This window comes from Halobacillus sp. AWM4_238, assembly GCF_056158265.1.
On the sequence record NZ_JBSWSY010000002.1, the window covers coordinates 1,530,202 to 1,542,658 of the forward strand.

Consider the following 12,457-nt stretch of genomic DNA (forward strand, 5'->3'; position numbering starts at 1 on the left):
TGATTATCTGCGTTTACGAGCTGCTTCTGGTCCCTCCATCGCGGTCGCACCTGGATAACTTAGGCGCTGATCGCGATCCGACTCTACTTTGCCGGAATTTTTTAATTTTTTCTCCTGTCGATCTCTACCCATCTTCAAACGCCTCCCTTCTCTTTTAGTATGGAAAAGAGACAGGAGGCTATGCCTGGGAATCATTTTTTATAATCGTCGAGAAAATCCTTTTGAAAGCTCGTATTCACCTGAGGATTTGACGGATTACTCAGATCACGAAACGGATTTTCCCCGTATTTTTCCGTTAAATCATCAATGGTTTTATACAACTTTTCCTTACTTGCAAATTGTTCAAAGCTGAAAAGATCAAGTTGTTGACTGACTTCTGATTTCTCGGCTAGATCACTTGCCGTGACGCCGAGCAAACGAACAGGCTGCTGATTCCAGTGATCGTCGAATAACTGCATCGCCACATGAAAAAGGTCTTCTGACGAATGAATAAATTCTTGTAACTGACGGCTTCTTGTAACGGTTTTCCGATCATGATAACGAATCGTCAGTTGAACATTCCTTGCAAGGACCTTTTTATTCTTCATCCGGGCTTCCACTTTATTAGAAAGTCTTCGGACCACGGTTTGGATTTCTGTGTCGTCCGTAGTGTCGTGGGGAAGCGTTGTTGATGTTCCAATGCTTTTAAATTCATGGACAGCATCAGGATCGACAGGCCGATCATCGATTCCATTCGCCCTGTTTTTTAAACGCTCCCCGTTGATTCCAAGGACACCTTTCAACTCAAGGACGGGGTGTTCAGCTAATCCACCAATGGTTTCTATACCGATTTTCCTTAGTTTTTCTGCTGTCTTCGAACCCACTCCGTACATTTCTTCAATCGGTAAAGGCCATAATTTTGTTTCAAGATCTCTTTTCCGTACTATTGTAATCCCCATCGGCTTTTTCATATCGGAACCCATTTTCGCCAGAAATTTATTAGGAGCTATTCCAATACTGCATGGAAGATCAAGTTCGTCCATTATCCGCTTTTGGATCCGCTCAGCTATTTCCGGAGGCGAGCCCTGGTCTGCACAGTCGGTAATATCCATATATCCTTCGTCAATGGAAACTGGTTGCACAAGTGGAGTCACCTCAGCTAAAATTTTGAACATTTCTTTGGAAGCTGTTCGGTACCTGTCAAACGTAGGTCCCATGACGATCAATTCAGGGCACAACCTTCGCGCTTCCCCTAAAGGCATCGTGGTTTTAACTCCATATTTGCGCGCTTCATAGCTACTTGTAACGATGATTCCACGCCTTTCTTCAGGGTTTCCTGCGATCGCAAGCGGCTTGCCTTTTAGAGAAGGATCGAAAGCCGCTTCCACAGAAGCATAAAAGCTGTTCATATCGACATGAAATATGACGCGTCCTTTTTTTGGATACCATTTGGACTGCATAACGTTCTTCCTCCATTGGAACATTTGTTCTCTATTATACCATGCGAAGCTTCGATATTGTCCAACAACGCCTCAATTATTGTTTGTCTAATCCATAAAACTCATAATCATTATTTAACTAGTTGGCAGGATTGTGGAAGACTCAGTCTCGAGATGTTTCGGGGTTCGTTGTTGAATTGAGCGTCAGGGGTGGTTGGGAAGCTACTAGCTTTCCTTTGGTGATTGAGGCAAGCCAGCTAAAGCTCTGCGGGGTCTCGCCAGCCAATCCATTCCCGCGGGAGTCTCGCAGCTTCCCCACCACCCCATTTAATGCTTTAGAGAAACGAACCCACTCACACGCATGGAGGGTCTTCCAAAACCACTTCTTCCTATCTGAAAAGCGCTATTTAGCAAACCTTGGACTACAATTAGCTCTTATCATTAAGTTAAATCAACCAAATCCTATGACGCAGGAAAACTGCTTATTCTGGTAGTGGTTTCGAGATACTTATCAGGGAAAGGGGCGGAGGGGAATGGCGAGACTCCTGCGGGAAAAAAGTGCTTGGTGAGACCCCACAGGACGCAGTCCGAGGAGGCTCACCGCGCTCCCGTGGAAAGCGAGCTATTCCCCGCAGCCCCCACTCACTCAACAAAAGTCTTGAAACTGAGTCTTCAAGAAAAGGGAGCTTATGTATAGATAATCGAATAGACCATAAAAAAGACTCCCTGAGATTTCAGGGAGTCTTTGCTTATTATTGTGCGACTTCTTCAACGATTGCTGTTACGAACTCTGTAATTTTTTCAAGCTCGCTCACAGGCATGCGTTCGTTAGTTGTATGGATTTCTTCGTACCCTACACTTAAGTTGACTGTAGGGACACCGTGGCCTGCGATAACGTTGGCATCACTTCCACCGCCACTTGTAAGGAGTTCACTTTCACGGCCGATGCGTTTCGCTGCAGAACGGGCCACTTCAACGACTTGGTCGCCGGCCTGTTGTTTGAAACCAGGGTACATGATTTCTACATCCAGTTCGACTTCGCCACCCATTTCTTCTGCTGTTTCTTGAAACGCTCGCTTCATTTTCTCTACTTGCGCTTCCATTTTTTCAGGGTTTAACGAACGGGCTTCAGCTAATACCTCTACGTGGTCACAAACGATATTCGTTTTTTGCCCACCTTCAAAACGTCCGATGTTCGCTGTTGTTTCGTCATCAATCCGTCCAAGAGGCATTTTAGCGATCGCGCGGGAAGCGAGTGTAATCGCTGAGATTCCTTTTTCAGGTGCCACTCCTGCGTGAGCAGTTTTCCCTTTAACGATGGCATTGATCTTTGCCTGGGTAGGAGCCGCTACGATAATGTTTCCTACCTGGCCATCACTATCGAGTGCATACCCATATTTCGCTTTAAGCATGGAAGCATCGAGAGCTTTCGCGCCAACAAGACCGCTTTCTTCTCCAACGGTGATGACGAACTGCAGGTCTCCATGCTCGACGTTTTGCTCTTGAAGGGAACGGATCGCTTCAAGGATTGCAGCGACACCAGCTTTGTCATCCGCTCCAAGGATGGTTGTACCATCTGTCACAATGTAACCATCTTCAACAGACGGGTTGACACCATTCCCTGGTACTACCGTGTCCATGTGTGAAGTGAAATAAATCGGTTCTGCGTCCTTCTTTGAACCTTCCAAATTACAAATGAGGTTATTTGCACCATGACCTGTAACGGAAGCAGCATCATCTTCCAACACTTCCAAACCTAGGTCCTGGAATTTCTTTTTCAATACTTTGGCGATTTCAGCTTCCTGGGTTGTTTCTGAGTCAATTTGCACCAACTCTAGAAACTCTTGCAGCAAGCGTTCTTTATTTATGGCTACCATCTATGTCTTCCTCCTTCATATGTAAACACATTCCTCTTAGTACGTTAGCGGAACGAAAGGTCTGTGTCAATTATAGAGGAATGTTGCCGTGCTTTTTATATGGTCGTTCTTCCTGTTTATTCTTGAGCATATCCAGCGCTTTAATGAGTGTCGACCGTGTTTCTCGTGGATCAATGACATCATCGATCATTCCGAGCCCTGCTGCTACATATGGATTCGCGAATCGTTCTCTGTATTCATTGATTTTGCTTTGACGCGTTTCTTCCGGTGTTTCGCTTTCTTTGATTTCTTTTGCAAAAATGATATTCGCCGCCCCTTCAGGACCCATAACCGCAATCTCTGCGTTTGGCCAGGCGTAGACGAGGTCTGCACCGATTGACTTACTGTTCAAGGCAACATAAGCGCCACCATAAGCTTTTCTCGTAATGACCGTTAATTTAGGGACAGTGGCCTCTGAGTATGCGTATAAAATTTTTGCTCCGTGGCGGATAATCCCCCCATGTTCCTGTTTGATGCCCGGAAAGAAGCCGGTCACATCTTCAAATGTAATCAGTGGAATGTTGAACGAGTCACATGTACGTATGAAACGGGCCGCCTTATCACTAGAGTCGATATCGAGGCCACCAGCCATGTACTTCGGTTGATTGCAAACAAGCCCTACAGTCTTTCCTTGCAGGCGGGCAAACCCGACAACGATATTCTTTGCAAAGTCCTTATGAATTTCAAAGAAGGAATCCTCGTCGACAACTTCATCAATGACGATCCGTACATCGTAAGGACGAATCGGATCGAAAGGAATTTTATCCGTGATGTCAGGTCTAAAGTTATCCTCAACATCCACTTCAACTTCAGGAGTTCGTTCTTTATTATTCTGAGGAAGGTAACTGACGAGATCCCGAACTGAATCCAAGGCCGAAGCCTCATCAGGGGTTTTCAGATGAGCATTTCCGCTCAAGGAATTATGAACGCCAGCGCCTCCGAGGTCCTCAGCAGATATTTGCTCCCCTGTCACTGTTTCAATGACTTTCGGACCAGTAATAAACATTTGCGATGTTTTTTCTACCATAATGACAAAATCAGTGATGGCTGGAGAATAGACAGCCCCTCCGGCACACGGCCCCATAATGACCGATATTTGTGGAATAACCCCAGAATAAATGGAGTTGCGGTAAAAGACTTGTCCATACCCATCCAAAGAAGAGACACCTTCCTGGATTCGAGCTCCTCCAGAATCGTTCAATCCAATAAACGGCGTGCCATTTTTAGCTGCGAGGTCCATGACGGCTGCAATTTTTTTCGCATGCATTTCTCCAAGTGCTCCACCATAGACCGTGAAATCCTGAGCGAACAGATACACATCACGACCATGAATCTTTCCAAAACCCGTCACCACTCCTTCGCCTGGAGCTGATTTTCCATCCATTCCAAAGGCATCATGACGATGTTCAATAAATGGGTTGAGTTCTATGAAGGACCCTTCATCTAACAGGTGCTCAATGCGTTCCCTTGCTGTCCATTTCCCCTTATCATGCTGTTTATCAATTCGTTCATCCCCGCCCCCAAGTTCAACTTGACGACGTTTATCATACAATTCATTAATCTTATCAAAAATATCCACCGTTATTCCTCCTCACCATGCTGACATAATTCAAACAGGACACCATTTGCTGCCTTCGGATGCAAAAAGGCGATCTGGCTGTCATGTGCACCCGTTTTAGGCTCTTCATGAATAAGACGCACGCCTTGTTCTTTGTATTGCTTCAAACGATTCTTGAGATCGTCCACTTCCAAAGCAATATGGTGCACACCTTCCCCTTTTTTCGTCAAAAACGATCGAATTGGTGACTCTTCACTTAGAGGTTCCAGCAATTCGAACATCGTTTCGCCGATTTTAAGAAAAGCTACACGCACTTGTTCGGATTCCACCACTTCCACTGCTTCGAGCTCTAAATGAAGGTTATGTTGGTAGAAGGGCAGGGCTGCATCAATGCTTTCCACCGCAACCCCAATATGTGCGATTCGTTTCGGTGCATCCATGGTTTCCTTGTTAAGGAGTTGCTTAATATAAATCGCAATCGCATCTGTTGGGGACCCACTAGTGAAGATCTTGTTCACTCCTTTTCCCTCGAGAAAAGGAATGTCTTCTGCAGGGATGACCCCTCCTCCAATCACAGGAATATCAGATGCCCCTTGTTCTTCCAATGCCTGGACAACCTTTGGAAACAACGACTTGTGAGCACCGGATAGAGAGGAAAGGCCGACTACATCGACATCTTCCTGTATGGCTGCTCTGGCAATTTGTACAGCCGACTGCCTCAGGCCTGTGTAGATGACTTCCATTCCATGGTCTCTGAGTGCCTGGGCAATAATTAAAGCTCCTCGGTCATGTCCATCTAATCCTGGTTTCGCAATCAATACACGTATTGGTTTCATCCTCATCATCCTTTCCTACATTCCGGTATATTCTCCAAATTCCTCTCGTAAAACGTTAGCGATTTCCCCTACAGTTGCGTAGACTTTGACTGCAGCCACGATATGCGGCATGACATTTTCGGTTCCTTTTGCCGCTTCTCTTAATGCTTTCAGGCATTGGTCGACAGATGCTTGATCACGGGAAGATCTCACTTCCTGTGTTTTCTTGATTTGTGCTTGTTCCAGTGCTTCATCAACACGTAATAAGTCTGCATGGATCTCTTCTTCCAGTTTGAATTCGTTCATCCCTACGACGATGTCCTCGTTTGATTCGATCCGTTTTTGGGCATCGTACGCTGCTTTATGAATTTCCCGCTGCATATAGCCTTCTTCCACGGCTTGGACAGCTCCCCCGAATTCTTTGATGCGATCAAGATAAGCATTAGCTTCTTTCTCGATTTGGTCGGTAAGAGATTCAACGTAGTAAGAACCAGCCAGTGGATCGATCGTGTCCGCCACACCGCTTTCATTAGCAATGATTTGCTGTGTGCGTAACGCAATTCGTGCGGAATCTTCTGTCGGCAAAGCAAGGGCTTCATCCCTGGAATTGGTATGCAGACTTTGCGTCCCCCCCATGACTGCTGCAAGCGCCTGCAGTGTGACACGTACAATGTTGTTATCCGGCTGTTGAGCTGTCAGCGTACTTCCACCTGTTTGTGTATGAAAACGGAGCTTCCAGCTTTTTGGATTTTCAGCTCCATAGTGTTCCTTCATGATTTTTGCCCACATACGACGGGCTGCCCGGAATTTTGCCGCCTCTTCAAAGAATTGGTTGTGAGCATTGAAGAAGAAGGCAAGCCTAGGAGCAAATTGATCGACTTCAAGTCCAGCTTCAATCGCAGCATCTACATAGGCCATGCCGTTCGCAATTGTAAAAGCGACTTCCTGCACGGCCGTAGAACCCGCTTCTCTGATGTGATAGCCAGAAATACTGATGGTATTGAATTTCGGTAAATGTTCCTGACAATATCCGAATATATCTGTGATCAGTCTCATCGAAGGTTTCGGCGGATAGATATACGTACCTCGGGCGATATACTCTTTTAAGATGTCATTTTGAATCGTGCCCGTCAGTTGTTCAGGAGACGCGCCCTGCTTCTCACCAACAGCGATGTACATGGCCAGCAGAATGCTTGCAGGTGCGTTGATCGTCATGGATGTACTCACTTTATCGAGGGGAATTTGATCAAACAACTGCTCCATGTCCTTTAATGAATCAATGGCTACTCCGACCTTCCCGACTTCCCCATCAGCCATCGGATCGTCGGAGTCATAGCCGATCTGGGTCGGCAGATCGAAAGCGACCGATAAACCCGTCTGTCCTTGTTTCAATAAATAACGGAACCTAGTATTCGTTTCTTCTGCCGAACCGAAGCCCGCATATTGACGCATCGTCCAATAGCGGCTTCGGTACATCGTCGGCTGAATTCCTCTTGTATAAGGATACTGGCCTGGAAAGCCGATCTCCTCTATGTAGTTTTCATCCATCTGTTCAGGCGTGTACAATCGGTCGACCGGAATATCGGAACTTGTATGAAATGCTTCTTTCCGTTCCGGGAAACGTTCCGTCGTTTTTTCTACATCTTTTTCCCAATTTTGTTTGAGGTGATGTTCATTCGATGATCTGTTCATTAGAAAGGCCTCCTTAATCAGTCCACTCATACTACTAGCATACCAGAAATGAAGCGCTTACCTATCTAAAAATTACTATCATTCGCAATTTTATTGTAAATGATTTCACGCCCTTGTCCAATTTCTCTTTTTTAGGTAAAATGTCAGTAGGATTGACTGAGAAGGAGGTTACACACCTTGGCTGCAAAAAAACGTTCAAAACGCGAACGCCGTATGAAAGTCGTGATCTATGTCATGATTTTGTCTATGCTTCTATCTAGTGCATTGGCTGGCGCGAGTTTCTTCTTATAATAAATAAAACCATGTAAAAAGCCGAAGAGATGGACGGTCCATCTCTTCGGCTTTCTTAGTTTCTAGAGCTGCTTCTCTAATTTGTTTCCTTCCCAGAAACGATATAAATCGGGCATTTTCTTTTCACTATCTACAATCAAGACATCCGTTTCAGCGGGAACCATATCAAATAGAGTCTCGACATCTTTGTTCTTCAACCTGATGCACCCCGCCGAGACTGATTTACCTATGGAATCAGGCCGGTTCGTACCATGAATGCCATAAATCCTACCATCTGTCCCTCTCGCATCAAAACCGATCCACCGGCTTCCGAGCGGATTCTCAGGATCACCGCCCGGGATATCCTTTTTACGATAATAGGGATCTTTGGCCTTCACTTTCACATTGAACTGTCCCTCTGGCGTCAAATCTTTCGTCTTCCCTATGGCTGCAGGAGCCTCGAATAGAATGTTATCGCTTTGGTAGAGCACAACCTCATGGGTTGCTTTATTTACAATAATAACGGGCTCAGCCGGAGTGTGTGGAGGAAGTAAAGGGTTTAATAAACTGAAAAGCAGAAAGAAGCTGTACAACGCAATCATCCTCTTTTACTAAGAGTTTCCCCTCACCGTTTCCCCCTATACATCACTCTTTTTGAATGACCGTTTAATGATCAGATAGTCCTCAATTTCATTTAGTAGATGAAAAAGGCTGGCTCGTACTTCGAACTCTTCCCGCGTTTCAGGCAGCCGATCTTCGCGAAACTCCTCTTTCATTTCTTTAAGCATTCTCAAATAAATCACGGCTGTATTCCCAGGGTGCACAGCATCAGCTAAATCATCGAAAAAATCAGCCATGCGAACGCCATGGATGTCAGAAGACGATATACGGCTTACAAGAGGAAGCATACGTTCTAAGAGTTCAAATTGTTTTGTCCTCATATGAAAATAGTGATAAAAATGATTGTGGGAGCGCAGCAAGTGATTTTCTACGTCTCGATAAGAGAGAGATTTGGCTTTCTCCAGCAGTTCAGCCGTCTCGGTTAACTCCTTTCCTGTCCAATCGTTATCTCCATCACGTAAAAATTGAGCAATCTCTCTCAAAATAATGGAAAAATTGCTTTCCACTTGCTTTCGATACTGGTTTAACTTCTTCTCCAGACTGGGCATATATAAATTCAGCAGCAAGGCTGTTCCAATTCCCACTGTAATGAGTAACACTTCATTCCATATAATCCCCCATCCGATATCCCCTGAACCATAGAGATGAAGGATGATGACGGAGCTGGTTACGATTCCAGGTGTGATTTTAAACCACACCGTCGCAGGAATAAAGGCAAACAACATCAATCCAATGGCAATGGGGTTATATCCCAACAGCTCAAAAAAGCCGTAAGAAAACCCCATCGCTAATAAACAAGCGGAAAAGCGATGCCAAGCACTTAAAAAAGACCGTTTTCTCGTGATTTGGATACAGAGAATGGTCAAAATTCCTGCTGAGGCGAAATTCTCCAGCTGAAGCAGCTGAGCAATCCATATGGCAAATGGGGTTCCTAATGCCGTTTTGATGGTCCGGTATCCTATTTTCAATCCAGTGTTCACCTCTGTTCTTTCTATCTAACGCTGACCTAAGAAGATCAATCATTCAGTTATGTAAGAGAAGAGTCTTACGAAAAAAGGATCTTTGCTTAAAAAACAAAGATCCTACACTTATTGTATTCTTATACTTCTTCGCAATACTCTTCAAAACTGCGCTGAAGCTTTCCGATGACTTCCATCGGTTCAAACCCTTCAATGTCATGACGCTCGACCATCGTCTGGATTTTACCATCTTTCAAAAGTGCAAAAGATGGAGAGGAAGGAGGGTATCCTTCAAAATATTCGCGGGCACGATCGGTCGCTTCACGATCCTGTCCTGCGAAAACAGTCACAAGCTGATCCGGGCGTTTATCGTAGTGAATCGCATGAGCAGCAGCCGGACGAGCAATACCGCCTGCACATCCACATACAGAATTGATCATCACAAGTGTTGTACCTTCTTTATTTAGTGCCTGATCGACTTCTTCAGGTGTCGTCAGTTCTGTGTATCCAGCTTGGGTAATTTCTTCGCGAGCTTTTGAAACAACGTCGTTCATAAAAATATTAAAATCCATTTGACATGGCCCCTTTATAGAAATGCTATGAACATTTTACCAAGATATCTGACATCTTTCAATTGAATTGTCTAATCCTTGGTTTTGAGATGCATGAAAGATGAGAGAAGCGTTTGGGAAGGGCTCCTGTACCCCAGGAGTCTCCCCCCTTGTCATATGAGATTCTAAGTATAGAAGATGACACCTATCCATAAGAATCCTTTCCTAGAGACCATATCCACTCAAAAGGGTCGAGACTAAATATTGAAGAAAAAATGTGGAATAAAAAGATAAAGCTGCCCTCCGGATATGGAAGGGCAGCGATTGATCTTAATATACGGATGTGTTTTCTTCCGACATTTTTTCTAGAATATCTTTTACGCGAGCAAGGAAGTTGCCGGCGACGAGGCCGTCAAGCACACGGTGGTCCAGAGACAGACATAGGTTGACCATGTCACGCGCTCCGAACATGCCATTTTGATAGACCGGCTTTTTCACGATTGATTCTACTTGCAAAATAGCGGCCTGAGGGTGGTTGATGACACCCATGGATTGTACAGAACCGAAAGAACCTGTGTTGTTAACGGTAAATGTACCGCCTTCCATATCTTTCGATGTGAGCTTACCCTGGCGAGCTTTATTAGCAAGATCTGTAATATCTTTAGCGATTCCTTTGATGCTCTTTTCATCAGCATCTCTGATAACGGGAACAAACAATTGATCATCTTTAGCCACAGCAATGTTCAAGTTGATGGCTTTGCGCTGGATGATCTTGTCTCCTGCCCACGTACTGTTCAATTGTGGATATTCTTTCAATGCTTGGGCGACAGCTTTTACAAAGAAAGCAAAATACGTCAAACTGAAGCCCTCTTGCTGTTTGAATTGGTTTTTCTTTGCATTGCGAAGTTCGACGAGGTTTGTGACGTCGACTTCCACCATCATCCATGCATGAGGAATTTCTGTCTTCGATTTCACCATGTTCGCAGCGATGGCTTTGCGGACACCTGTTACAGGAATCTCAATGTCGCCTTCACCAGCTTGTACATTCGGCGTCTGAGATGATGGAGATGGCGAAGGAGAAGCCTTCTGCTCTGTTTGTGCAGGTTGCTCAACTGGCGTCTCTGCTGGTGCTTCACCTGCTTTAGGAATATCGCCGCTTGCAATGATTTTCTCAATATCTTTACGCGTAATTCGTCCGCCGCGACCAGATCCCTCGACTTGATTTAAATCGATATCGTTGTCCTGGGCCAGGGTCATCACAGCTGGAGAATAGCGCTTTTTATTGCCGTTGTCCTGCTTCTTCTCAGGCTTCTTTGAAGATGAAGATGCTTGTTCCTCACCTACAGGCGTCTCTTGTGCAGGCGCTTGTTTTTTCTCTTCTGATGAAGGCTCTTCGACAGAGCCGGCTCCTTCAACTTCGATGTAGCACATGAGTTCACCGACTTCAATGGTATCTCCTTCAGATGCGACGAGCTCTTTGATCGAGCCGGAAAAAGAAGATGGGACTTCTGCGTTCACTTTATCTGTCATGACTTCTGCAATAGGGTCATATTTATTGACCTGATCTCCAGGCTGGACAAGCCATGTACTGATCGTTCCTTCTGTGACACTTTCACCAAGTTGAGGCATATTGATTTTTTTTACACCCACAGGAATCTCCTCCTTCAATTAAAATTCAGCAAGATCTCTCATCGCTTTTTCTACTTTATCCGGGTTCATCATGAAATGCTTCTCCATCGTCGGAGCGTAAGGCATGGAAGGTACATCTGGACCTGCAAGCCTTTGAACAGGCGCATCTAGATCGAACAGGCAATTTTCGCTTATAATAGCGGAAACTTCTGAGATGATGCCACCTTCTTTATTGTCCTCTGTTACCAGCAGGACTTTCCCTGTTTTGGAAGCCGCTTCGATGATCCCTTCTTTATCAAGAGGATACACGGTACGAAGATCGAGAATATGAGCATCGATACCTTCTTCAGCCAATTTCTCTGCGGCTTGTAAGGCAAAGTGTACACAAAGGCCGTACGTAATCACGGTAATATCGGAACCTTCACGCTTCACATCGGCTTTACCGATTGGAAGGGTATAATCCTCATCAGGCACTTCCCCTTTGATCAGACGATACGCACGTTTGTGTTCAAAGAAGAGGACCGGATCATTGTCACGGATCGACGCTTTTAACAAACCTTTGACATCGTAAGGAGTCGATGGCATCACAATTTTCAATCCAGGCTGGTTCGCGAAAACGGCCTCAACGGATTGGGAATGGTAAAGTGCACCGTGGACACCGCCACCGTAAGGGGCACGGATGGTAATTGGAGCACTCCAATCGTTATTGGATCGGTATCGGATTTTCGCTGCTTCTGAAATGATTTGGTTGACTGCAGGCATGATAAAGTCTGCGAACTGCATTTCAGCTACCGGACGCATGCCGTACATGGCTGCACCGATTCCAACACCAGCGATGGCCGATTCAGCAAGTGGAGTGTCTAGCACTCTGTCTTCACCGAATTCATCATAAAGACCATCAGTTGCACGGAATACGCCTCCACGTTTTCCGACATCTTCACCAAGGACGAACACTTTTTCATCCCGCTTCATTTCTTCTTTCAACGCTTGAGTGACGGCTTGAATATAAGATATAACTGCCATTACTG

12 protein-coding genes are annotated in these 12,457 nt (G+C 45.2%); 1 reads left to right on the forward strand and 11 read right to left on the reverse strand.

The features are described from left to right. Positions 1 to 3: 3 nt before the first annotated feature. The 6 genes from ACXACN_RS07950 to ACXACN_RS07975 all read right to left on the reverse strand — a co-directional run bounded on the left by ACXACN_RS07950 (position 4) and on the right by ACXACN_RS07975 (position 7,399). Entirely contained in the window at positions 4 to 132 is a 129-nt protein-coding gene (locus ACXACN_RS07950) for a YpzI family protein (RefSeq protein WP_474963624.1), read from the reverse strand. A gap of 59 nt (positions 133 to 191) precedes the next feature. After that, positions 192 to 1,439 (reverse strand): DNA polymerase IV, encoded by a 1,248-nt coding sequence (locus ACXACN_RS07955; RefSeq protein ID WP_474963626.1) that lies wholly within the window; start codon positions 1,437 to 1,439, stop codon positions 192 to 194. 731 nt (positions 1,440 to 2,170) lie between these two features. Then, the gene (locus ACXACN_RS07960; RefSeq protein WP_474963627.1) at positions 2,171 to 3,295 is read right to left on the reverse strand and encodes a M20/M25/M40 family metallo-hydrolase; all 1,125 of its coding nucleotides are present in this window, start codon (positions 3,293 to 3,295) and stop codon (positions 2,171 to 2,173) included. Positions 3,296 to 3,365: 70 nt separating this feature from the next. Beyond that, a complete protein-coding gene (locus ACXACN_RS07965) occupies positions 3,366 to 4,913 on the reverse strand; it encodes an acyl-CoA carboxylase subunit beta (protein ID WP_474963629.1) in 1,548 nt (515 codons plus the stop codon). A gap of 2 nt (positions 4,914 to 4,915) precedes the next feature. Continuing rightward, on the reverse strand, positions 4,916 to 5,728 hold the full coding sequence (gene mce / locus ACXACN_RS07970) for a methylmalonyl-CoA epimerase (protein WP_474963631.1): 813 nt from the start codon (positions 5,726 to 5,728) through the stop codon (positions 4,916 to 4,918). Positions 5,729 to 5,743: 15 nt separating this feature from the next. Beyond that, a complete protein-coding gene (locus ACXACN_RS07975; RefSeq protein WP_474963633.1) occupies positions 5,744 to 7,399 on the reverse strand; it encodes an acyl-CoA mutase large subunit family protein in 1,656 nt (551 codons plus the stop codon). Positions 7,400 to 7,576: 177 nt separating this feature from the next. On the opposite strand from ACXACN_RS07975, the gene prli42 reads away from it, so the two are divergent. Continuing rightward, positions 7,577 to 7,690, forward strand: a complete 114-nt coding sequence (gene prli42 / locus ACXACN_RS07980; protein WP_474963635.1) for a stressosome-associated protein Prli42 — start codon at positions 7,577 to 7,579, stop codon at positions 7,688 to 7,690. A 62-nt stretch (positions 7,691 to 7,752) separates the two neighbouring features. Here the strand turns inward: prli42 and ACXACN_RS07985 are convergent, their stop codons facing one another. The 5 genes from ACXACN_RS07985 to ACXACN_RS08005 form a co-directional block, all read right to left on the reverse strand. Continuing rightward, positions 7,753 to 8,271 carry a L,D-transpeptidase gene (locus ACXACN_RS07985; RefSeq protein WP_474963637.1) on the reverse strand — a complete coding sequence of 173 codons (519 nt, stop codon included), beginning with the start codon at positions 8,269 to 8,271 and terminating at the stop codon, positions 7,753 to 7,755. A gap of 36 nt (positions 8,272 to 8,307) precedes the next feature. Beyond that, positions 8,308 to 9,258 carry an aromatic acid exporter family protein gene (locus ACXACN_RS07990; protein ID WP_474963638.1) on the reverse strand — a complete coding sequence of 317 codons (951 nt, stop codon included), beginning with the start codon at positions 9,256 to 9,258 and terminating at the stop codon, positions 8,308 to 8,310. A 131-nt stretch (positions 9,259 to 9,389) separates the two neighbouring features. Then, a complete protein-coding gene (locus ACXACN_RS07995) occupies positions 9,390 to 9,821 on the reverse strand; it encodes a BrxA/BrxB family bacilliredoxin (RefSeq protein ID WP_089651791.1) in 432 nt (143 codons plus the stop codon). 309 nt (positions 9,822 to 10,130) lie between these two features. Continuing rightward, entirely contained in the window at positions 10,131 to 11,450 is a 1,320-nt protein-coding gene (locus tag ACXACN_RS08000) for a dihydrolipoamide acetyltransferase family protein (RefSeq protein WP_474963640.1), read from the reverse strand. Positions 11,451 to 11,468: 18 nt separating this feature from the next. Beyond that, on the reverse strand, positions 11,469 to 12,452 hold the full coding sequence (locus ACXACN_RS08005; protein WP_160911184.1) for an alpha-ketoacid dehydrogenase subunit beta: 984 nt from the start codon (positions 12,450 to 12,452) through the stop codon (positions 11,469 to 11,471). Between the last annotated feature and the right edge of the window lie 5 nt (positions 12,453 to 12,457).